This is a genomic window from Candidatus Poriferisodalis sp. (assembly GCF_965204195.1).
Lineage (GTDB): Bacteria > Actinomycetota > Acidimicrobiia > Acidimicrobiales > Poriferisodalaceae > Poriferisodalis.
In genome coordinates this window covers 1,614,606-1,636,947 of record NZ_OZ241975.1, presented here as the reverse complement: position 1 = coordinate 1,636,947, position 22,342 = coordinate 1,614,606, and the positions used below count along the sequence as shown (strand labels likewise).

The window sequence follows — 22,342 nt, the reverse complement described above, 5'->3', positions numbered from 1 at the left end:
CAACCCGCCCCGAGTACTCCGCAGGAGTTGCAGCGCGACTCTTCGAAAGTCCCCCAAGCGAAGCTGCCGACGCCTAAGCCCGTCGCTCCTGAACAACTCGGGGAGACACCACCTCCAAGCGACGCTCCGCCGCCTTCTGACTGAACCCCATGTTGGCGACGGCGCTAGTTGCCGCGGCCGTTGTCGCCGCCATCTCAGCACCAGGATTGGTCTACCGGCGAGTTGTACAGGTCCGGCTTCGAGTGCCTGCAAGCGTGCGGCATCGGGAGCCCAGCACCGCCGTTGTCTTGGCGATTGGCGCGGCCGCATCGGTATCAGCGGCATGGGTGTTCGCAGCCATTCGGGCCGCTACCCCAAGCCATACCCCAGACGTCGGCGGTCTCCTTGACGACCCAGGCGTGTATCTCCGCGCCGAACTGCCCTATGTCGCGGCCTGGATATGTCTGACCTATGGAATCGCGATCGCGGTTGCGGCGCTCATGGGCTACTTCGCGACAGCGGAGTGCTTCCGAGAGAAGGTCGACCGTGATGTCTCGGTGTGGTGGAGGGTGTTTCGCGAGGGCGTGGACGAGTCGCGGGCATCTTGGACCAGGCGGCTCGTGGCACGTGGCAAAGCCACCGACCCAAATGCGCTACCGCCGACGGTCCGGATTGAATTGCTCGGAGGGGGCTGCGTCGAAGGCGAACTCGTCTTTCACAACTCAAGTCATGAAGACCATCAGAATCGGGACCTAGCGTTGACGAGTCCTAGATACATCGTGCCGCCGCCGAATTGTGAGCCACTTGACGAGCCCGGGTACATCGTTGTCTCTGCATCGCAGATCAAACTGATGACCGTCACACACCGGACAGTGATCAAGAGCGCCCGCGACGCTGAAGAGCCCGCTACCTAGGTCGCCGCTCAAGTGCCGTCGGATTTGAGACCGATGGCCTACTCCGTGCGTAGCCTCCCACTAGACCAATCGTCCCGATCTCGGAATGCTCACCGCTTGCGACGAGGGCAAGTGCCGCGGCGCGACGTTGATGTCACAGCAGCCGTTGAGCAACCGGCTCGAGATCGGCGTCTGCGGCGAGCAACCTGCGTCGCCATTGAGAACGCTTCCGGGAGGTGGATGCGTCAGCGGGAATCGTGGCTGTGAAGGCACGACGCACAGAGAAATCTCCGAATTCGCATGCGTATTCGACGGCGCGACCAGGTCGGTGGGCACGGGATGAGCCCCAGGCGGTCGCGGCCCACGTTCGCAAAGGGACGTACCGCTGCAGGTCGGGGTCGGTCGCCAAGGACTCCATTTGTTTGCCGTGCGCCTTGCTCAGCTTGAGCCGGCTGGCTGCGCGGCAGGCCTGCAGCCGACCCGCTACCTCTCTTGGCCGACGGGGACCAGTCGCATGCTCTGTCAGCCAATCATGGTCGATCGAGCGACGTGCTTGCTTGTCGACAGCGAGTTCTCCGAGATATGCCCCAGCTTGCCTCGGCAATTCGCGCATCACTGCCGGGTTCTCGTAGATCGAGGCCAACGCGCCCGTGTGCCGGTGAAACCTTAGATTGCCCAGCAAGAAACCACATATCGCCCAGTCGGGCCGCTCAGATGCCACCCGATCGCGAAACTCCGCTGCGACCCAGTTAGGCGGACGGTAACCAGCTTCGCCCGACGTCAAGTAGGCGATGCGTTCGTGTTGCATCGCTCGTTCCGCTGATCCATCGGCCTTGGCGTGTATGCCCACTTTCGCGGTGTTGATGTCCAAGCCACACTGGGAAGCTGCTTCGCGATACTGCTCGAACACGGCTCGCCAATCGCCGATTGACCGCATGTACAGCCAGCTGTCGTCGGTGTACCGAACATGCCCGACGACCGAGAACGCAACAGCGTCGTCAACCGGAAGCATCGCTACGTTGCCGAGCAGCCCGGATGCCTCGGGGCCGATCGGCAGGCCCTTGGGTGCTCCCATGGTCTCAAGCTCACGCAGAAAACCCTCAAGGAGGCTCGCCGCGCCGGTCGGCGCGCAGATGTGCTCGAGAACTTCGGTGAGCAATTCCGGAGTGATCGAGGGGAAGTAGTTCCGTATATCGGTGACCATCAGCGCCGTGCAGTCGCGATTGGCGAGCAGTTCCGCGCCGCGCTCTGTTCGCAACCGGAATGCCTCTTTGATGTCACGACACGACCAGGCCGGTTGGTCACGTTCGAGTCGGTAGCTCATTACGTCTGGGCTCAGGGCCGCATCGATGGCTGCCGCGACACGTCCCGTGATAATGCGGAAGTAGAGAGCGTCGTAGACGTCCAAGAACGCCATGCGCCGCTGCTCGTCCTTGCCAAGTTTCGGGTACGGGAAGTCGCTGACCAGTGCAGGACACCGCCCCTCCCACAGCCGGGTCGAGAGGCGCTGATGCACCAGTTCCGGCGCAGCACAGAGATCGCGCCAGGCGAGATTGTCCGGAAGATCGCTACTGCCCGCAGCCGCCGCGCCGGCGCGCACGTTGGCTTGCACCTCGGTGAGTGTCGGGAGATGCGCTCCGAGTGGGCGAGCTGCCTTCATGGCTGCTTCCAAGGGTGTAACTACGGACTTGTAGGGAACAAGCATCGTACCCGACGCGCTCACATCGACTCCAACCAATTTGTCCTCCTAGCGCCCGGGCGCTGGTGCACTGGAAGGAACGCTCAAGTTGGGATGCCGGCCGGCCCGCAATATTGAAATTGACTGAAAATAACTTTTGGGCGAGATCTCCCGCCACTAGCTTCCGTCGGCGATGTCGGATGACGTTCCCATTCTCGACAGCGCCCGCAGACACGGGATTTCCGATGCCGACATCCACCACGCCTACCGGAATGCCATTGGGGCGTTCTACCTCGACAATGGATCAGAGATGATCGTCGGAGCCGACTACAGCGGCAGGTACCTCGAAGTCGCCCTCGGGTACTCTGATGATGACGAAGCCGAGGCCATCTTTCACGCCATGCCCGCAAGAGAGCAGTACCTCAGGAGAGTGCTATGAGGCTCACTCGCGAGCAGATCGTCGAGAGGTCAGAGGAGTTGGCGGACTACGCCGAGTCGTTCGATCCAGACAAAGCCGAGCAGGTGCCGATCGCCGAGTACCGCCTCTGGCGCGTGGTGCGCAATCGCTCTGCCGACGAGGCACTGATGCTCGACGCCATCGCTGAAGCTCGTGACGATGGCGTTTCGATTGACCGAATCGCCGAGATTGTCGGCGTGTCTGCCGACGCCGCAAGGGAGCTTTGCGGCAAGTCTGTCGACCAGCGCCGATCCCGAGAGTCGAAGCCCAGAAGCCGCGGCCTTGGGATCTAGAGGCGAGCTTCCTTGGCAGAGTGAAGCGCGGTCAGATCAGCGGGGAGGACCAGCGTCGGCGAGTAGCGCCGCCACCTTCAGCGCGACCTTCGTCATGGCAGTTGGCATCGTCGTGCCAGCGAAAGGCTTGACCAGGTAGCGAACCTGGGGCTCGGCGTCGGGGTTGTCGGGCACCGAGACCACGGCGAGCCGCCAGCGGTCTGGGTCGTTCTGGGCTTGGCGTACCTGGCGGGCGCTGACGTGAATCTCGTCGGTGCGAGGCAGGTGGCCCTTCACCTCGATGAAGTAGTGGTTGCCGGTCACAGGGTCGACAGACATGATGTCGAAGCCGGGATTCGCGTGTTCCTGTTCGGTCGGTTGACGGCCCAAGGAGCGCTCGGCGGCCATGACGGCTGCCACGGCTCGTCGATCGGTCTCCGCCTTGTCGGCCGCAGCAGTCGGGTCGGGTGCGGCCCCGGCCAGTTCTTCCAGCAAGCCTTGGGGCACGATCACCGCGGCGGCGACCACCGTTGGCGGGCTGCTGTGCAAATCGGCTTCGGATGCAAGTTCCGCACGGCGGCGCAGCAGCCGCGCGGCGAGCTCGTCGGCTCGCCTCCGGGCGAGGCCTGAATTCAGCTTGGGCTTGCCGCCCGCAATCTCCTGCGTCTTGATCTCGTTCGTGCGTCGGTCCCAGTAGCGGATCTCAGACTCCAGCCGAACCCGAACGGCGTCACTCACTCGCTCCACGCGGTCCTGCACCACCGCGGCAACCGACTCAAGGTGCGGCCCTGCCAGGTGCTCGATCGCCCAATCGCGGGCAACCGATTCGGCCGCGGGGCCTGCCCATGCGGTGTCCAGCTGTCCGGCCAGCAGCACCTGTTGCTCGGCAGTCAGTGACGCATATTCCAGGTACGGCTCGGCGCCCGGGTCGCTGGCAGTGCCTTGCTGGTCGACCTCCACGTACTGGAACCGGCGTGACACCACCTGACGGGCACCGTTCACCAATCGGCCGTCGGTCACCACGTGGTCCAGGTAGACGAGCAGTCGTGGTTCTGTCGAAGGGTCACTGCTGTCCACCAGCACGGCGCCGTTGTGCAGCGTGTGGCCGTGATCATCGAGCACCTTGCCGGCCACCGCCGACAGCAACGCACTGCCGGGTGAGATCAGCTCGGCCCTGTCGCCGGCTGGACCCGGGGTGCGAGTTGCTCCGGCTTCGGGCTGCATGTGGTCCTTGTCGAAGGTCACCCGCGCGTAGCGATCCTGCACGGGGCCGAGAGCGGGATCGGCAGTGGCTCTCACTGTCGCGGGCACTCGGGTGATCTCGTAGCGGCCTCGCTCCCGGCCCGAGATACGCCCGCCGTACAGCTGCAGCGCTTGGGTGAAGAAGTCGTGCACGAACCACGGCTGCAGCCGGCGAGCCCGGGCTTCCTCCATCCGGCGACGCACTTCGTCGTTGGCCGCGGGATCAGCCAGCCCTGCCACGAGCGCCCGTTCCTCGAGCACTTCGCGCAGCTGCTCTCCGATCTCGCCGTCGATGACGGTGTCCATCCACTCTGCATGCGCAGGGTCGGTGTCGGCCTGGATCGCCCGCATCAGCAGATCCCGCAGCGACACGTTGATCTGCGCGTCGCCGAGCACGTCGTACACCTGGTCGCCGTACACCTCGCGCTGCTGCTCGATCTTGGCGAACAGCCGCTCGAAGACTTGGCCTTCACGCGTCTCGTGCGCAACGAGGTTCCAGAGATGGCACGGCCTGCGCTGACCGATCCGGTGGATGCGTCCGAAGCGCTGCTCGATGCGGTTCGGGTTCCACGGCAGGTCGTAGTTGACCATCATGTTGGCGACCTGGAGGTTCACGCCCTCGCCGGCTGCGTCGGTGGCGACGAGCACGGACACGGTGGGATCGACACGGAACCGGTCTTGGGTGTCTCGGCGGTCCTGTCGCCGCATGCCGCCGTGGATGGTGACGACGGCATCTGGCCGGCCGAGTTCTGCGGTGATGCGACCTGCGACGTAGTCGAGGGTGTCTCGATGCTCGGAGAACACGATCAGTTTGCGGGCGCTGCCTCCGTCATCAGGGTCGGCGCCGAATTGCTCTGAACCGAATTGCTCCGCACGCAGCAGGTCTCGCAATCGGGTCCACTTGGCGTCCACGCCGCTGTTGCGAACGCCGTCGGCCAGTTCCACCAATCGGTCCAGGATTCGCACTTCGGCATCGAGTTCATCGGCCGTGGCGGCCGCCGTGGCGGCATCGACCGTCAGGCTCTCCAGCTCGGCAAGCTCCGATTCGTCGAAGTCGTCGAAGTCGAAGTCCTCCAGATCGGCGATGCGGACTCCCTTAGGCAGTTCGGGCACGGGTATGGGCGCGCCCGTGGCAGCGAGCTGCCGAAGTTCCGCTGCCTGGCCGGCCAAGCGATCGCGCCTGCGCCGCAGTGAGTGGTAGATCGCTGCCGGGGAAGACGCGAGCCGACGCTGCAAGCCAGCGAGCGCGAATCCGACGATCACACCGCGCTGGGCGTCGCCTTCGGCCGTCATGCGAGCGGCCCGGTTCATCTCGTCGCGGACGTAGGCCGTGACGGCTTCGTACAGCTCGTTCTCAGGTTCTGACAGCTCGAACTGCAGGCTCTGGGCGTAGCGCTTCGGGAACAGCGGCCTGCCTTCGAAGGTCCGCAGGTTCTCCTTCACCAGCCGACGCATCACGTCGCTGACGTCGGGCACTTCGCTGGGCCCGCCGCTGCCGTTCGTGGCTCGCAGGCGCCCCTCGAACCGCTCGGGGTCGATCAGCGTCATGAACGCCAGGAAGTCCTCGTTCTTGCCGTTGTGGGGCGTGGCCGTGAGCAGCAGGAAGTGGCGGGTGCACTCGCGGAGTACTTCGCCGACCTCGAAGCGCTTGGTGCGGCGCAACTCGTCGCCGTAGCGGTGAGCCGACATCTTGTGGGCTTCGTCGACGATCACGAGATCCCACTCGGACGCCGCGAGGCGGGCACGCAGTTCGTCTGATCTGGCCACCTGGTCGATGCGAGCGACCAGCAGGTTTCGCTCCACGAATGGATTGCCTGTGCGGGACGCCTCAACGCTCTCTCGCGACATCAGGTCGAAGCTGAGGCCGAACTTGTCCCACAGCTCGTCCTGCCACTGCTCGACGAGGCTGCCTGGGGCGACGATGAGGCATCGAGCCACGTCGCCGCGCAGCATCAGATCGCGGATGAGCAGCCCCGACATGATCGTCTTGCCGGCACCAGGGTCGTCGGCCAGCAGGAACCGCAACGGCTTGAGCGTCAGCAGGCGGTTGTAGACGGCGTCGATCTGGTGCGGGTAAGGGTCGATGTTCGACGTGTCCACCGCTGCAAACGGGTCGGCGAGGTGGGCCATCTGCATGCGCCGGGCTTCCGAGGCCAGCTTGAACATCGCCCCGTCCGCATCGAAGGACCAGTGGCTCTCCGCTACCTCGCTGACATCGGCGAGATCGGCCACCGTGATGAGCCGCTCACCGAGCTGGCCACCCGCGGTGCGGTAGGTCAGCGTGGCGGACACCGTCCCGTGCATCTGAACAGCCACGACGGTGACGTCGCTGCCCGCCACCACGCCTGTCAGCCGCGCCCCCGCCTCGATGTCACTGAGGTCCATCACCTTGCCTTCGCCCGTTGGCTAAGTGTCATTCGTTCTTCTGTGTCAAGACTGCGCGGCGGACCTCGATAAAGGCGTCGGGACCGTTCGGGCCAGTGGCTGTCTATGCGGTTGCGATGGATGCCTGCAGCACGTCCAGCCGGTTGACGATCGCTCTGACGTCTACACGCATCTCGTCGATGCGCCGGTCGATGCCGTCAATGCGCTTGTCCAGCCCCTCGAACCGGTGGTCCACCCCGTCGAACCGGTGATCCACCCCATCGAAGCGGGCATCCACGGACTCGAACCGGTGGTCGACCGCATCGAACCGGTGGTTGATTGCGTCGAACCGGACATCCACGGACTCGAAGCGGTGGTCGACCGCGTCGAAACGGGCATCAACCCGGTCGTTCTGGTCATCGAACCGGAAGTTGACGAGATCGACGACCCCATCGATGCGGTCCGTGACTCCCCCGAAGCCCCACTTGATCACGGCCCACACGCCACCGGCGAACGCGATGGCGATCGGAACGAACACCGTCAGCGTCGGCCCCACGTTCGACCACTCCATGCCCTGACCATACGCGGAACCGTGCGCGCCGCAAACTCATTTCCTGTTCCGGCGAACTCACCAACACCGTCGCCAGTTCCGTCGCAGTAGCGTGCGGCTCCATGGCGAGCAGCGCGGGTGACATCGGGGGGACGCTGGCGGTCACGGGCGATCCTGAGGCCGATCAGCTCGTGCGGGACGACCCGTTTGCACTGCTGCTGGGGATGATGCTCGACCAGCAGATCCCGATGGAATGGGCCTTCAAGGGCCCGATCCGGCTGGCCGAACGGCTGGGCGACCGCTTCTCGCCGGCCGCCATCGCCGAGATGGATCCCGACGAGCTCGAAGCCGCCTTCAAGACCAAGCCGGCCTTGCACCGCTTCCCCGGATCGATGGCGAAGCGCTGCGGCGAGCTGTCACGCCACATCGTCGAGCACTACGACGGCGATGCCGGCGCCATCTGGGCCGACGTTCGCAGCGGCAAGGCGCTGTATGACCGGCTCCGGGCACTGCCCGGGTATGGCGACGAGAAGGCCAAGATCTTCGTGGCGATCCTGGCAAAGCGCTTCGGCGTAGCACCCCGCGGCTGGAAGGCTGTGGCCGGCCCGTTCGCCGACCGTCAGCCGCGTTCAGTGGCCGACATCGACGGCCCTGATGCGCTCGCCGAGGTCCGCATCTGGAAGAAAAACCAGAAGGCCGCCGGCAAGTCCAAGCAGGATTGAGCGGCTGGACCGACCGGACACTCAGCCAGCCAGCTCCGCGCCCAGACGTTCGGCGGCCAGCTCGCGCAGGTCGGTCTTGAGCACCTTGTTCGACGGGTTCAGCGGCAGCGCCTCCACATTCCAGAAGTGGCGAGGCACCTTGTAGTTGGCCATCTGCTCGCGGCACCAAGCCCGCAACGCATCGGCTTCAGGAGCGCCAGCCGGCGACGGCACCACGAATGCGGCGCCGACCTCGCCGAGCCGCTCGTCGGGCACGCCGATGACCGCCACTTGACCGATCAGCGGATGCTCGGACATCACGTTCTCCACCTCGGCGGGGTACACGTTGAAGCCGCCGTTGATGTACATGTCCTTCTTGCGGTCGGTGATGTCGATGTAGCCGAGCTCGTTCATCACGCAGATGTCGCCCGTGTGCAGCCAGCCATCGGAGTCGATGGTCTTGGCGGTCTGCTCGGGATCGTCGAGGTAGCCCGTGGTGACGCAGTAGCCGCGCACCAGCAGCTCCCCCGGCTCGCCAGCAGTCACGTCGTGACCGTCGTCATCCACCACTCGCAGCTCGATGCCTGCCAGCGCCTTCCCGCTCGTGGACGCCACCAGCTCCGGCGGGTCGCCGGCCGAGCAGATCGTGGCCAGACCGTGCGTCTCGGTCATGCCGAACGCGGTGATGACCGTCTCGAAACCGAGCCGTTCGCGCATCGCCACCACCGTCTCCACGGGAATCGCCGCCGCTCCGGTGATCGCCGAGCGCAGGCTGGAGGTGTCGTACCGGTCGAGGCCCGCTGAATTGACCATCGACTGGAAGATTGCTGGCGGGCCCGGCAGCACGGTCACCCGTTCGGACTGGATCCGCTCCAGCACGGCCTCAACCTCGAATACGGGATGGGGCAGGATCGTGGCCCCCTTCACGATGCACGGCGTGATCGAGCCGCAGAATCCGAATGCGTGAAAGAACGGGTTGATCACCAGCATCCGATCGCCGGCGCGCATGCCCAGCTCGTCGGCGTACTGGCTGAAGCTGCGGATGATCGACGCCGGTCGGATCATGACCCCCTTGGGCAGCCCGGTCGTGCCGGAAGTGAACATCACCAGGCCGAGGTCGTCGCCCGCGGCAGCGGCTGCGCGCCTCGCAGCTTCTGCGAAGCCGTCGGGAGTGGCTGCGGCCACGAACTCGTCGAACGAGGTGGTGCCCGGCGGCGTGTCGCCGCGCAGGATCACTGTGCGCTCGAGCGAATCAATGGTGTGACCGTCTGAGGAGGCGGCCTCGAGGTCAGCCACGTAGTCGTACCCGAGGAAGCCGACCACGGTGAAGAGCAGCTTGACCCTCGCCCGCGACAGCACATACGCGGCCTCGCGACCCCGGAACCGGGTGTTGACCGGCACGATGACACCGCCGGCGCGCAGCGTGCCCATGGCTGCGACCACCCACTCCCATGCGTTGGGCGCCCACAACCCGACTGCATCGCCAGGTTGGAGACCATTCGCCACCAGCGCTGCCGCGCACGCCTCGGAGCGCTCCGCCAGTTCTGCGAAGGTCATCGACATGTCGCCGTCGCGGATTGCCTCGGAACCGCCGAACAGTCGGGCCGCCCGGTCGACGAGAGCGGGATAGTTGTCGGGAACGGCAACCGGCGTCGCAGCAGACATGGCCGACAGTCTTGCGGGCGCAGCGCCGAGTCGTCATCTGGCTGCGCCCGCGGGCGAGACTGCCGTAGTGGGGGCGTTGGCATGACGGCGGCGCGGTGAGGGCAGCCGGATGATCGTCTGCTGCGGCGAGGCGCTGGTGGACGTGCTGGGCGGTGACGAGCCCGTCTCGGTGCCCGGCGGTGGGCCGATGAACGCGGCGATCGCCGCAGCCCGGCTGGGTGCGCCGAGTGCATTCATCGGACGGGTGTCGACCGATGCCGACGGCGAGCTCATCTGGAAGCACCTTGAGCGCAACCGGGTCGACCTGCGCGCAGCCGAACGAGGTCCCGAGCCCACGGCACGCGCCATCATCAGCCTGACGCCGAGCCCATCGTTCCGATTCGAGGGAACCGACACCGCCGACACCGCGCTCGGATCGGCCGACCTGTCGCCGATCGGGGCCGGCCCGCACATCGTGCACGGCGGGACGCTCGGCATGTTCCGCGGGCGCACGGCCGATGTCCTGGCCCGGCTCGCGGAACGTCACGACGGCATCGTCTCGCTGGATCCCAACGTCCGACCGGCGGTCATCTCAAGCCGGCAGCGCTGGGACCACTTCCATCAGTGGTGGCTGCAGGCCACCGACCTCTACCGGGCCTCCGACGAGGACATCGAGTGGATCTGGCCCGGACGCTCCGCTGAGAGCTGCGCCGGGGAACTGCTCGACGGGAGAGCCGCCGCGGTGATCATCACCCGCGGCGCCGAGGGAGCTGCGGTGTATACCGCCGCCGGCGCCACCGATGTGGCGGCGCCGGCCGTCGACATCGTCGACACGGTCGGCGCCGGAGACTCGTTCGTGGGCGCTGTGCTGGCTTCGCTGTGGGAACTGCTCGGCGCCGACCGGGCTGCGTTCGCCGCGCTCGACTTGCGGCAATGGCGAGCAATCGCCGAACGTGCGGCCGCAGCCGCCGCAATCACCTGCACCCGTCCGGGCGCAGACCCGCCCGACGACGCCGAGCTAGAGACTGTCCTGGCCGAGTCGCTCAGGTGACCTGCGCCAGCGCCTCGCTGTGAATGAAGTGGAAATAGCCGTCGGGATCGTCGGCCCATGCTCGCCAACCGGCGGCGATCTGTTCCATCTCGTCTGATGTGGCATAGCCGTATTCGACGGCTTGACGAGCGAAGCTCGTGTGCAGGCAGCGATCCGCCCACGAGTAGCCCCAGTTGCGGCGCGTCTCGGGAGTCCAGAACTGCCACACCGACGCCGACATCTGTACATCGGGCAGCCCGGCAGCACGGAACCACGCATACATGTGGCGGCCGGCGTCGGGCTCGGCGTCGTTGTGGCGGCAGACCTGCCGGTACACCTCTCGCCAGCGGGTGATCTCGGTGCTCGAGGGGTAGCCCCGCATGGTCGAGTAGTCGGAGTCGCGCACGGCCACCCAGCCGCCGGGGCGCACCACCCGAGCCATCTCGGAGATCGCGGCCACTGGATCGGACAGGTGCTGGCAGACCTGATGCGCGTACGCCACGTCGAACGTGCCGTCGTCATAGGGCAGCTCGTACACCGACTCGTTGGCCAGCGTCACGTTGCCGACGCCAGCCTCTGCCACCGTGGCTGCCGCGGTCGCCAGGATCTCATCGGTGACTTCGATGCCGGTGACGTGACCTCGTTCCGCCCAGCGGGCGAGGCCGACGGTGATCGACGCCGGTCCGCAGCCGACATCGAGGATCCGGGCATCGGGCTCGATCACGTGCCGCGCAAAAGCCGCACAGTCCTCAGCGGTACGCCGCGCGTGCTGTGCCACCACCGCAGGCTGATGGCCGTGGGTGTACACGTCGCCGCCGGTCACGGCGGCAGCGTAACGAGCCGGATGGCGCAGCGGCCCGTCGCTAGCCTCGCCGCCCATGGCCGGATCGATCCTGGGCAACGAAGTCCGACGCAGCGAAGACCCCGAGCTGCTCACCGCCGGCGGGCGCTACGTGTACGACCACTCGGCGGCCGGCATGTGCCACGCGGTGTTCGTCCGCTCCCCCGTTGCCCATGCACGCATCGGGGGCATCGACACCGGCGAGGCACAGCAGGCACCGGGCGTGATCGAGGTGCTCACCGCAGCGGAGCTCGGCGTGGCGCCGCACCATGGCTTCGTCGCTGTGGCCGACGAGTTCGCCCGTCCCCCGCTGGCGGTCGGCAAGGTGCGCTTCGTGGGCGAGGCGGTCACCGTCGTGGTGGCCGAAACCCTGGTGCAAGCAGTCGATGCCGCCGAGCTGGTTGCCGTCGACTACGAACCGCTGCCCGCAGCACCCGATGCCGAGGCGGCGCTGGCCCCTGGCGCTCCAGCTCTCTTCGACGAGCGGCCCAACAACGTGGCCACAGAGATCACCGACCCGCCCGGCACCGATCCGCTCGACGGCGCCGATCACATCGTGCGGGGCCGCTACGTGAACCAGAAGATCGCGGCGGTGCCGCTCGAGCCGAATTCGTGCGCCGCTGTGCCCGGCGACGACGGCCGGATGACCGTGTATTGCGCCACCCAGATGCCGCACCTCACGAAGATGCAGCTCGCCGACGCACTCGGCTGGGACGCCGGGCGGCTGCGCGTCATCGCCCCGCACGTCGGCGGCGGCTTCGGCGCCAAGGCCGGCCTGTATCACGAGCACACCGTGGTGGCGGCGTTGGCGGATCGGCTGGGTCGACCGGTCACCTGGACGCCGGGACGCAGCGAGGACATGACCACGCTGGCGCACAGCCGCGCGCAAGTGCAGTACGTCGAGCTCGGCGTGCGGCACGACGGCACGTTCACCGGGCTGCGCGTGCGTCTGGTGGGCGACACCGGCGCCTACCCCAACATCGGAACGATGCTGCCGGCAGGCACCAAGCGCATGTCCAACGGCACGTATGCCTTTCCGTCCATTCGGTTCGACGTGGCCACGGCAGTCACCAACACGACGCCCACCGGCGCATACCGGGGTGCTGGGCGACCCGAGGCAGCTGCCCTGCTCGAACGGCTGGTCGATCAGGCCGCCATCGAGACCGGCATCGATCCCATCGAGATCCGGCTGCGCAACTTCATCTCGCCCGACGCCTTCCCCTTCGACACGCTCACCGGCGTCACCTATGACAGCGGCGATTACGCCCTGCCCCTGCGGCGTGCCGTCGAGCTCGCCGGCTACGACGATCTGCGGGCCGATCAGCGCGCCCGGCGCGAGCGCGGCGACGTGCGCCAGCTCGGCATCGGCATCGCCAGCTTCGTCGAGATCACCGCCGGCGGTCTGACCAGCGAGTTCGCTGCGGTACGCATCGAGCCCGACGGCGGTGCCACTATCCGCGTCGGCACCAGCGCCCACGGGCAAGGTCATCACACGACCTTCGCCCAGATCGTCTCGGCCCGCACCGGCATCGATGTGGAGCGCATCGGCTTCATCCAGTCCGACACCGACCTCGTGCCCCGCGGCGGCGGCACCGGCGGCTCCCGGTCGGTTCAGGTGGGCGGCTCGGCCGTTGCCAACGCCACCGACGTGCTCATCGATCGAGCCCAGCGGTTAGCGGCGCACCTGCTCGAAGCCAGCGTCGACGACATCGTGCTCGACGCTGCGGTGGGCACGTTCAGCGTGGCTGGTGTGCCGGCTCGATCCGTCGACTGGGCACAGCTGGCCACGGCGGTCGACGATGCACCGGACGGGCTGCTCGGTGACCCGACCGAAGCCGAGAGCACTGCGGCCGAACGGGGCGAGCCCATCGACCCGGGGCTCGCAGCGCAGCTCGACTTCGACCAGGGCGAGGCCAGCTTCCCGTTCGGCGCGCACATTGCAGTCGTAGAGGTCGACACCGACACGGGAGAAATCCACTACCTGCGACACATCGCGGTCGACGACGCGGGCACGGTGATCAACCCGCTGCTTTTGCAGGGCCAGCAGCACGGCGGCATCGCCCAAGGCGCTGCGCAGACGCTGTACGAGGAAGTGGTCTTCGACGACGACGCCAACCCGCAGACCGGCACGCTGATGACCTACCTGTTCCCGTCGGCCGCCGAGTTCCCCAGTTTCGAGGTGCACAGCACCCAGACGCCCTCGCCGCTCAATCCGCTGGGAGCGAAAGGCATCGGCGAGGCCAGCACCATCGGGTCGACACCGGCGCTGCAGAACGCCGTCATCGATGCCGTGGCGCATATGGGCGTGCGGCATATCGACATGCCGATGAGCCCCCAGCGCGTGTGGGAGGCCATCGAGGCGGCCAGAGCCGGCAGCCTGGCTGATCCTTGGCAGGAACCGCCCGAGATCTTTGCCGCCATGGTGGCCGGCCAGGACGTCGACCCGGAAGGTCTCGCAGCCGCCGAAGGGATCTAGGCAGGCCGCACGCCCAGTTTCCCGACGTCTCGCTGGCACGCCGGATAGCACGTGCACCGTGCACCGGCAGCGGCCAAGACGGCCTTCGGATGTGCCGGGATACAACCGAGGCTGTGAGACAATCTGCCCAGTGACCGAGCGGGTTCATGCCCATCCGCCCACGCTGGATTGCCCCGCTGCGGACTGCCCCACTCCGGACTACTACACGTACCCGTGGGCGGCACTCGCTTCGGCCTGCCTCACCGCGAGTGGCACCGCGGCGCTGGAATGGCCCGACGGGACCACGCTCGAGTGCCATCCGAAGTGGTTGCGCGAGAACGCGCCCGGTGCCGGCGGCATCGACCCGGTGACCCGCGAGTGCGAGCTCGACCCCGCCCATATCGATGCTCACCTGTGCCTCGGCCGGATCGACCTGGACGGCGGGGCGCTCGCGGTGACCTTCGAGCCCGAGCATCGCGACGCCACGTTCCATCCGGGCTGGCTGCGCCATGTCGCGGACCAGATGCACCGACCCTTCGCGGTCGTTCCCGCTCCCGTGCCGTGGACTGCGGCTGAGCACAGTGAACCGGTCACTCACGACGGTCCAACTGTGCTCTGTGACGACAGCGCGCTCGCTGCGGCACTGTGCGATCTTGCGTGCTACGGGCTCATTCGCCTTGCCGACTGCGGGACCGGTCCCGACACGGTTGCACAGACGGCGGGACTCATCGGCGCCATGCGCGACTCCAACTTCGGACTGACCTGGCACGTCGATGTCGACATCACGCCGACCTCGCTGGCCAACACCGGGCAGCGGCTGGCGCCCCACACCGACTTGCCGACCCGGGAGGTTCCGCCGGGACTGCAGCTGCTGCACTGCGTGGAGAACAGCGTGGAGGGCGGACGGTCGACCATGGCCGACGGCCTGGCCATCGCCGAGCACCTGCGGGCGGTTGAGCCCGATGCCTTCGAGGCGCTCACCACGCTGGAGTGGGTGTTCTTCAACCGTTCGCCCGAGCACGACCATCGCTGGCAGGGCCCAGTCATCGACACCGGCGACGGCAGGGTTCCGTACACCTACCGGGCGTTCCACCCGGTGAGGGCTTTTCCGGCCATGCCGACCGCCGAAGTGAACCGTGCGTACGCAGCGATGCGCTTGCTGAGCGAGACGGCCGGCTCAGAGCTATTTCAGATGCGGTACCCGTTCCGGCCCGGTGACATCGTGGTGTTCGACAACCGGCGTGTGCTGCACGGGAGAGATGCCTTCGAACCGCATCCGGGGACGCGCCGGCGGCTCATCGGCACCTACATGGACACCGACGAGTTCTATTCGCGGCTGCGCGTACTGCTGCGCCGCGCTGCAAGGGAGGATCCCGCTGATGCCTGATGTCTTCATCACCTGTGCTGTCACCGGTGCGGGTGACACGGTCGACAAGTCCGACAAGGTGCCTTACACGCCTGCCGACATCGCCCAGAACGTGATCGACGCCGCCGAAGCAGGCGCTGCGATCTGCCATGTGCACGTGCGCGATCCGATCACCGGCGACGCAGGCCGCGACGTCGACTGCTACCGCGAAGTGGTGGAGCGGGTGCGGGCATCGAGCACCGACGTGGTGCTCAACCTCACAGCCGGCATGGGCGGCGATTTCGTGATCGGCTCCGTGGAGCAACCGCTGCCGCCCGACCCGCTGCGCTCCGACATGGCCGGCGCCACCGAGCGTCTGGCCCACGTTCGCGAGCTGCGGCCGGAGATCTGCACGCTCGACTGCGGCACGATGAACTTCGGCGAGGGCAACTACGTGGCCACCAACACGCACGACACGCTGATGGAGATGGCCCGCCAGATCCAGGCGCTGGGCGTGCGGCCCGAGATCGAGGCCTTCGACACCGGTCAGCTCTGGGAGGCCAGATCACTGGTGGAAGCCGGGGTGATCGAGGCGCCAGTGATGGTGCAGCTCTGCATGGGCATCCGCTGGGGCGCTCCGCCGGACCTGAACACCTTCATGGCGATGGTGAACAACGTGCCCGACGACTGGACGTTCTCGGCGTTCGCACTGGGGCGCGACCAACTGCCGTACGTGGCCTTGGCAGCGGTTGCCGGCGGCAATGCCCGGGTCGGCCTCGAAGACAACCTGTATCTCGAACGCGGGCGTCTGGCCACCAATGCCGATCTGACGGCGCGGGCCAAGCAGATCCTCGAAGCCATGAACTACCGGGTCATCGGCCCCGAAGAAGTCCGCGACAAGCTCGAGCTGAAGCGGTCTTGACTGACCCGTGCCCCACCGGCCACGCGGACGCTGCCGACGGCGAACTCCCCGGCAGCGTCGCGGTCGTGGGTGCGGGAGTGATAGGCGCGGCGTGGGCTGCTCGCTGGGCGCTCTGCGGCGTCGACGTGGAGGTCTACGACCCGTTGCCAACTGCGTCACGTCAGGTCGAGTCCACCCTTGAAGCGGCGCGAGCCGCCTGGGAACGCTTGGGGCTGCTGAGTCGCGAGACCGGCGAGCGAAGCGAGCGAGCGCACGCCGTAGCGCTAGGCGAGGTCATTCTCACCAGTGAGGTCGGCGACGCCGTGATCGACGCTGTTCTGATCCACGAGTGCGTGCCAGAGCGAGTGAAGATCAAGCAGGCCGTCTATGCCGAGGTCGAGGCCGCTGCTGCGCCGGATGCCGTCATCGCGTCCTCCACTTCGGGCATCCGCCCGAGCGAGCTGCAGGCGGAAATGCAGCACCCGGAACGGCTAGTCGTCGGCCACCCGTTCAATCCCGTGTACCTGCTGCCGCTTGTCGAAGTTGTGGGAGGCAGCCAAACTTCCGAGCTGACGATCGAAAGGGCGATGGGCTGGTTCAACGCGGCAGGGATGGCGCCGCTGCGGGTGCGCTCTGAGGTCGACGGCTTTGTAGCCGATCGGCTGCTCGAAGCCCTGTGGCGGGAGGCGCTGTGGCTCGTCCACGACGGCGTCGCCACCGTCGCCGAGATCGACGACGCCATGCGCCTCGGGTTCGGGCTGCGCTGGGCGCAGATGGGGGTGTTCCAGACTTACGCCACCGCAGGCGGCGAGGGCGGCTTCCGGCACTTCATCGAGCACTTCGGCCCGGCCTTGCAGCAGCCGTGGACCAAGCTCACCGACGTGCCCGAACTGACCCCCGAGTTCATCGCCACGCTGATCACCCAATCCGACGAGCAGTCAGGCGATCAACCAGTCGCTGAGCTGTGCGCGGCACGAGACCGCAACCTCGTCGACCTGCTCCTGGCACTGGAGGCCAACGATTGGGGCGCTGGCCGCAGCCTGGCCGCCCTGCGTCGACGCATGTCAGCAGCCGGCTAGATGGCACTGCGGCGTTGGCCGCGATCAGCACCGAGGTTGCTGCCCGGGACGCACACCGAGTCGGCGCAGCCCGCCCACCCCTGCTCGTGTCGGCCAAGCTCGCGGGGCTACTCCTCGATCAGCACCGCGTACTCCGGGCAGTTGGCAGCAGCAAGGCGAGCCTTGTCTTCCATGCCTGCGGGCACCTCGCCGTCGCCGGCCGCGGTGGCGTAGCCGTAGTCGTCCACATCGAACAGTTCCGGCGCCAGCGAGTAGCAGCGGTTGTGGCCCTGGCACTTGTCGGCATCCACACTGATCCGCACGGGCATTCCTTCCTGCAGGCCGCTGGGGCCAAATATTGGCGGGGCGCGGCGGTGCCCCGGATGGCCCGAAGCTAGCGCGGACGCGCGCTCGACCCGGCGAGCGGGCCACGGCGTCGCCTCGGTTCCCGGCAGCGGGCCCGGTCGCGCCGTAGCCTTGTCGTGTCCACGCCGCCTGCCGCCGAAGGAAACACCATGTCCGATGCCAACGCCCGACTTGCAGCACTTCGAGCCAAGCGCACAGGCGCTCCAGCCGCCGCTGCGGCGACCAACGACACCGAGGAGGACCCCACCAAGGTCTGGCACAAGACCGCCTGCGTGCTGTGCTCCAACAACTGCGGCATCGAGGTGCGGCTCGACGGTCGCAAGATCACCCGTGTGCGCGGCGACAAGGAGCACCCCGCCTCGAAGGGCTACACGTGCGAGAAGGCCCTACGGATCGACTACTACCAGAATGGGCGCGACCGCCTCACTACCCCGCTGCGCCGCAACGACGACGGCACCTTCGAAGAGGTGTCGTGGGATGTTGCGATCGCCGAAGTCGCCGAGCGTCTGACCGGCATCCGCGACTCGGTCGGCGGCGACAAGATCCTTTACTACGGCGGCGGCGGGCAGGGCAACCACTTCCCCGGTGCGTATGCCCGCGGCGTGCTGCAGACGCTGGGCGTCAAGTACCGCTCGAATGCGCTCGCCCAAGAAAAGACCGGCATGTTCTGGGCGCAGGGCAAGATGTTCGGCAAGCAGAACCTCGGTGCCATGGGCGACTTCGAGCACACCGACTGCGCGGTGTTCATCGGCAAGAACCCCTGGCAGAGCCACGGTTTCCCCGAGTCGCGCAACGAGCTCAACAAGATCCGCAACGACGACAAGCGCAAGCTCGTAGTGATGGACCCGCGGGTGTCCGAGACGGCGGCGATGGCTGATCATCACCTGCGCGTCCGCCCCGGCACCGATGCGTGGGCCTTGGCGGCTCTGCTGGCGATCATGGTTGAGGAGGGGCTGACCGACGAGAAGTTCCTCGCGGAGCAGTGCACCGGCTGGGACGAGCTGCGCGACCTGATTTCGGGCGCCGACATCGCCGACTGTGCTCGCAAGTGCGGCATCGACGAGGCCGAGCTGCGTGCCGCCGCACGCACCATGGGCACCGCCAAGTCGCTGTCCACCGAGGAGGACCTCGGCATCGAGATGGCGCCCCACTCCACGCTGAACAGCTGGCTGCAGCGGCTGCTGTACCTGGTGACCGGCAACTTCGCCAAGCCGGGCGGCATGAACCTGCCGCTGCGGCTCGCTCCGATCTGCGGCCACTCTGGCGAGGGCGAGGTCGATCCCGTCACCGGCAACGCCATGCTCTCGGGCCTCGTTGCCTGCGCGGCGATTCCCGACTGCATCGATACCGATCACCCGAACCGCTTCCGGGGCATGATCGTGGAGTCGGCGAACCCGCTGCACACGCTGCCCGACTCGAAGCGGTTCCGCGAGGCCTTCGCCAAGCTGGAGTGCCTGGTGGTGATCGACGTGGCGATGACCGAGACGGCTCGGGCGGCCGACTACGTGCTGCCGGCCTGCTCGCAGTACGAGAAGCCCGAGGCGACGTTCTTCGCCGGCGAGATGCCTGCGAACTACTTCCAGGTGCGACACCCGATCCTCGAGCCGCTGGGCGAGTCGCTGCCCGAGGCCGAGATCCACAGCCGGCTGGTGGCTGCTATGGGCGGACGCCCCGCAGGCACCGATGGGCTGGCCGATGCGGCGCAGCAGGGCCGTGAGGCGTTCATCGAGGTGCTGGGACAGGCGTCGTCGTCGGATCCTGATGTGGGGGCCAAGCTGCCGGTCGTTCTCTACGACTCGCTGGGGCCGACGCTGGGCAACATGGCGCCCGCGGCGATCATGTTCGGCTCTGCCATGCAGGCTTCGATGCGCTATCCCGACGAGGTGCGGGCCGCGGGCGTCGAGGGCGAGGGGCTGGAACTGGCCAGCAACCTGTTCGACAAGCTCGTCAACTCGCCGTCGGGGATGATCTACAGCGTCAGCGAGTACTCCCAGACGTGGGACCGGATCGCGCACCCCGACGGCAAGATCCACCTGTACATCGAGGAGCTCGAGGACGAGTTCCGGTCGCTGGCCGACGAGGAGCCGGCCATCGGGCAGGACCGCTTCCCGTTCGTGCTCTCGGCGGGCGAGCGCCGGTCGTCCAACGCCAACGATGTGATCCGTGATCCCGAGTGGCGCAAGAAGGACAAGGCCGGCTCTCTGCGGATCAACCCCGACGACGCCACCACGCTCGGCGTGGTGGACGGCGACCGGGTGCGGATCGTCTCCAAGCGCGGCGAAGCCGAAGCACCCGCCGAGGTCACCGACACGGTCATGGCCGGCCACGTGACACTCCCCCACGGGTTCGGCACCGAATATCCCGACGAAGACGGCGAGCACAAGATCCACGGCGTGGCCGTCAACGAGCTCACCGACATCGAAGACCGTGACTGGCTCTCACTCACCCCCCACCACAAGCACGTCCGGGTAGCCCTAGAACCCGTCGCCGGCTGACCCAGCTCCTGCCCTCCACCGATACGCCACGACTTCACTAGGGAACCGTGGTGCAAAAGTTCGCGGCCAGCCTCGTAGCTCTGCTGATGCTCGCCAGCTGTGGCAGCGACCCCATCCAAGCCGAGGCGGACAGGACCGCGTCGGAGGTGCCCGCTTCTAGTGAGGCAGATGTTTCCGTTGCCGTCACGACGACTTTGACCACGACCGCTTCGACGACAACTACGGAGACAGCAACTTCGACGATGACAATCGCTCCGACCACGAGTACCGCAGCCCCCACGACTACGACCGAAGCTCCAGGAGTGACTCTTGAGCAGTGCCTCAAGATGTTGGCCACCTTGCTGCCCTCCGGTGTCGACCCTGCCCGTTTCGCAGATGCAAACGAAGAACGGTGCCGCAGGGCCATGGCGGTTCCCTGCCCTGAGGCAAAGGAGAACTACAGGAAGACGATGTCCGAGGCAGCGAAGACGGCTGAGGAAGACGAGCAATTCAAGGAGTTCTTGCCCGCTACCCAGAGAGGCGCTTCTGTGGCTCTGGATGTTTCCTGCGGCGTCGGCACAGCAGCGACGATGGCTGAGCGCTAGTTGGCCTGGTTACTCAGATGGCCACTGCGCCAATACGACGGTCAACGTGGACAATCAGTGGATCTAGAAGACAATCGGCCTCGAAGAGCGCGATAGTTGCCGGCGCATCTGACGGGGACCGCAACCGGCGCTCACTCACCCCACACCACAATCACGCCCAGATAGCCCTCGAACCTGCTGGCGACTGGCCTCTGCCGCTGACCAAAGCGCCAAACCACCGGAGAACCGCCGAGGCCTAAGGGAGCGGTTTAACGTCGGCCTCCCAGGTCAATCCCGCGACTTCGGTCATCCGCCTCATCTCTTCCAGCTTGGCAGCGTTATTCAGATTGGTGAGTATCCACCAATCCTCATATGCACGCAGTGGCGTGAACCACGCCTGACTCTTCTCGCTGCGCAGCAGCTCGTGGCCGGAGCGAACGGCACGCGGTCGTTTGAGCCTGCCACTCGGGTTGTAGGCGGCCCATCGTTCAAGGAAGTGAGGGTCCGCAGCCGCCAGTGTCTCGACGAGGCGCACCAATGTTGCGCTGCCGTTTGGTGCTGCGAAGGTCTCTCCGCGGAACACGAAACCTCTGAGACTCGTCTGCGAAGTCGATGTTGCCGGAGGCGTCGAGGGCATGTCGAATGCCTCGTCCAGTACAGCGCCTATCGCCGGGCCCTTTCCGCGAGTTGCTGCCGAGCGCCGTCGACGAGCTTCAGCGCGCCCGGATGTCGATCCCGTATCCGGCTTGGGCGGAGACGCTGATGAGCCGAGCCGGTCAGCCAACCCTGCGAGAAACGCATCGACATCCTCGGCCCATGGACGCGAACCAGTGCGTTCCTCGACCCGGTCGATCAACAGCTCACGCAGAAGATCATCGCCTTCCTGCAGGAGCGACAACCACCCCGAAGCCAGTCCCCGTTTGCCCTTGAGGCGGTCATTCACCTCTGCAAGCCGTTGCTGTGCTGCAAAGTTCGCCTGCTGATTCACCACGGCGTCGCGCTGCAGGAATCTTGAGAGGTCTTCGGCGATCGTGGCCATGTCGCCGCTTTGGGTCAGTTCAACATGCGCGAAGCGACGCTCATGGGGTTCGCCAGCTGCCATGGCCAAGTACAGATCCCAAGTGTCTCCATCGGTCAACACCAGCATTGGGACGCCTTGCTTGGCTGCGTAGTCGAAGAGCTGCTCTTCAGCCTTCGCGCTCAGGTTGCCGTGCTTCTTGGCTTCCACGAACACCAGCGGCATACCCGAATCGCTCTTCAACGCATCGTCAACCCGACCGCTCGGTACCGGCATTTCCGGAACCCACTGCTTTGGATCGGCAGGGTCCCACCCGAGCGCCGTCAGCACTGGCACGATCACCGCGAGCCGGACCGCAGCCTCGCTGTGAAGATCACCCGATTCGAGTGTGGCCCGCGCCTTGACGAGCGCTTCCTCCAGTCCCACGAATCCTCCCTGGTTACCGACGAGCGCACGACGGTTGGGAGGATCGTAGATCAGGGCCGGCACG

General features: G+C 66.6%; 18 protein-coding genes. 11 read left to right on the top strand and 7 right to left on the bottom strand.

The genetic code is table 11. From position 1 onward, the window contains the following. The first annotated feature begins 149 nt into the window (after positions 1–149). A complete protein-coding gene (locus tag ACOGI8_RS07250; RefSeq protein WP_419856196.1) occupies positions 150–893 on the top strand; it encodes a DUF6338 family protein in 744 nt (247 codons plus the stop codon). A 133-nt stretch (positions 894–1,026) separates the two neighbouring features. Here ACOGI8_RS07250 and ACOGI8_RS07245 read toward each other — a convergent pair whose 3' ends face one another. After that, a complete protein-coding gene (locus tag ACOGI8_RS07245) occupies positions 1,027–2,532 on the bottom strand; it encodes an RNA-directed DNA polymerase (protein ID WP_419856195.1) in 1,506 nt (501 codons plus the stop codon). Positions 2,533–2,743: 211 nt separating this feature from the next. Here ACOGI8_RS07245 and ACOGI8_RS07240 point away from each other — a divergent pair, with 211 nt between their 5' ends. Both ACOGI8_RS07240 and ACOGI8_RS07235 read left to right on the top strand, forming a co-directional pair. Further along, positions 2,744–2,989, top strand: coding sequence for a hypothetical protein (locus ACOGI8_RS07240; RefSeq protein WP_419856194.1), 246 nt, complete (start codon positions 2,744–2,746; stop codon positions 2,987–2,989). After that, positions 2,986–3,300 carry a hypothetical protein gene (locus ACOGI8_RS07235; RefSeq protein WP_419856193.1) on the top strand — a complete coding sequence of 105 codons (315 nt, stop codon included), beginning with the start codon at positions 2,986–2,988 and terminating at the stop codon, positions 3,298–3,300. Before ACOGI8_RS07240 ends, ACOGI8_RS07235 begins: the two co-directional genes overlap by 4 nt. Before the next feature lie 36 nt (positions 3,301–3,336). Here ACOGI8_RS07235 and ACOGI8_RS07230 read toward each other — a convergent pair whose 3' ends face one another. Beyond that, positions 3,337–6,906, bottom strand: a complete 3,570-nt coding sequence (locus tag ACOGI8_RS07230; protein WP_419856192.1) for a helicase-related protein — start codon at positions 6,904–6,906, stop codon at positions 3,337–3,339. A 103-nt stretch (positions 6,907–7,009) separates the two neighbouring features. Continuing rightward, positions 7,010–7,456: a hypothetical protein gene (locus tag ACOGI8_RS07225; protein ID WP_419856191.1), complete on the bottom strand. Its 447-nt coding sequence runs from the start codon at positions 7,454–7,456 to the stop codon at positions 7,010–7,012. A 101-nt stretch (positions 7,457–7,557) separates the two neighbouring features. On the opposite strand from ACOGI8_RS07225, the gene ACOGI8_RS07220 reads away from it, so the two are divergent. After that, positions 7,558–8,157, top strand: a complete 600-nt coding sequence (locus ACOGI8_RS07220) for an HhH-GPD-type base excision DNA repair protein (protein ID WP_419856190.1) — start codon at positions 7,558–7,560, stop codon at positions 8,155–8,157. Positions 8,158–8,178: 21 nt separating this feature from the next. On the opposite strand, the gene ACOGI8_RS07215 is transcribed toward ACOGI8_RS07220, so the two are convergent. Further along, positions 8,179–9,801, bottom strand: coding sequence for an AMP-binding protein (locus ACOGI8_RS07215; protein WP_419856189.1), 1,623 nt, complete (start codon positions 9,799–9,801; stop codon positions 8,179–8,181). 109 nt (positions 9,802–9,910) lie between these two features. Between ACOGI8_RS07215 and ACOGI8_RS07210 the strand changes: the two genes are divergently transcribed. Further along, complete coding sequence (locus tag ACOGI8_RS07210; protein WP_419856188.1) at positions 9,911–10,831, top strand: PfkB family carbohydrate kinase; 921 nt, start codon at positions 9,911–9,913, stop codon at positions 10,829–10,831. Here ACOGI8_RS07210 and ACOGI8_RS07205 read toward each other — a convergent pair. After that, complete coding sequence (locus ACOGI8_RS07205; protein WP_419856187.1) at positions 10,824–11,690, bottom strand: methyltransferase domain-containing protein; 867 nt, start codon at positions 11,688–11,690, stop codon at positions 10,824–10,826. The genes ACOGI8_RS07210 and ACOGI8_RS07205 overlap by 8 nt on opposite strands. Here ACOGI8_RS07205 and ACOGI8_RS07200 point away from each other — a divergent pair. The 4 genes from ACOGI8_RS07200 to ACOGI8_RS07185 all read left to right on the top strand — a co-directional run bounded on the left by ACOGI8_RS07200 (position 11,689) and on the right by ACOGI8_RS07185 (position 17,431). Continuing rightward, positions 11,689–14,127, top strand: a complete 2,439-nt coding sequence (locus ACOGI8_RS07200) for a xanthine dehydrogenase family protein molybdopterin-binding subunit (RefSeq protein ID WP_419856186.1) — start codon at positions 11,689–11,691, stop codon at positions 14,125–14,127. The genes ACOGI8_RS07205 and ACOGI8_RS07200 overlap by 2 nt on opposite strands. 130 nt (positions 14,128–14,257) lie before the next feature. Next, the gene (locus tag ACOGI8_RS07195; RefSeq protein WP_419856185.1) at positions 14,258–15,493 is read left to right on the top strand and encodes a TauD/TfdA family dioxygenase; all 1,236 of its coding nucleotides are present in this window, start codon (positions 14,258–14,260) and stop codon (positions 15,491–15,493) included. Then, positions 15,486–16,373 carry a 3-keto-5-aminohexanoate cleavage protein gene (locus tag ACOGI8_RS07190; protein WP_419856184.1) on the top strand — a complete coding sequence of 296 codons (888 nt, stop codon included), beginning with the start codon at positions 15,486–15,488 and terminating at the stop codon, positions 16,371–16,373. The genes ACOGI8_RS07195 and ACOGI8_RS07190 overlap by 8 nt, the downstream gene beginning before the upstream one ends. After that, complete coding sequence (locus ACOGI8_RS07185; RefSeq protein ID WP_419856183.1) at positions 16,370–17,431, top strand: 3-hydroxyacyl-CoA dehydrogenase NAD-binding domain-containing protein; 1,062 nt, start codon at positions 16,370–16,372, stop codon at positions 17,429–17,431. The genes ACOGI8_RS07190 and ACOGI8_RS07185 overlap by 4 nt, the downstream gene beginning before the upstream one ends. A 107-nt stretch (positions 17,432–17,538) precedes the next feature. Here the strand turns inward: ACOGI8_RS07185 and ACOGI8_RS07180 are convergent, their stop codons facing one another. Further along, positions 17,539–17,739 (bottom strand): ferredoxin, encoded by a 201-nt coding sequence (locus tag ACOGI8_RS07180; RefSeq protein ID WP_419856182.1) that lies wholly within the window; start codon positions 17,737–17,739, stop codon positions 17,539–17,541. A gap of 153 nt (positions 17,740–17,892) precedes the next feature. Here ACOGI8_RS07180 and ACOGI8_RS07175 point away from each other — a divergent pair, with 153 nt between their 5' ends. Both ACOGI8_RS07175 and ACOGI8_RS07170 read left to right on the top strand, forming a co-directional pair. Then, entirely contained in the window at positions 17,893–20,271 is a 2,379-nt protein-coding gene (locus ACOGI8_RS07175; RefSeq protein WP_419856181.1) for a molybdopterin-dependent oxidoreductase, read from the top strand. 50 nt (positions 20,272–20,321) lie between these two features. Next, positions 20,322–20,855, top strand: a complete 534-nt coding sequence (locus ACOGI8_RS07170; RefSeq protein ID WP_419856180.1) for a hypothetical protein — start codon at positions 20,322–20,324, stop codon at positions 20,853–20,855. Between the two features lie 235 nt (positions 20,856–21,090). On the opposite strand, the gene ACOGI8_RS07165 is transcribed toward ACOGI8_RS07170, so the two are convergent. Further along, on the bottom strand, positions 21,091–22,341 hold the full coding sequence (locus tag ACOGI8_RS07165; protein WP_419856179.1) for a hypothetical protein: 1,251 nt from the start codon (positions 22,339–22,341) through the stop codon (positions 21,091–21,093). Between the last annotated feature and the right edge of the window lies 1 nt (position 22,342).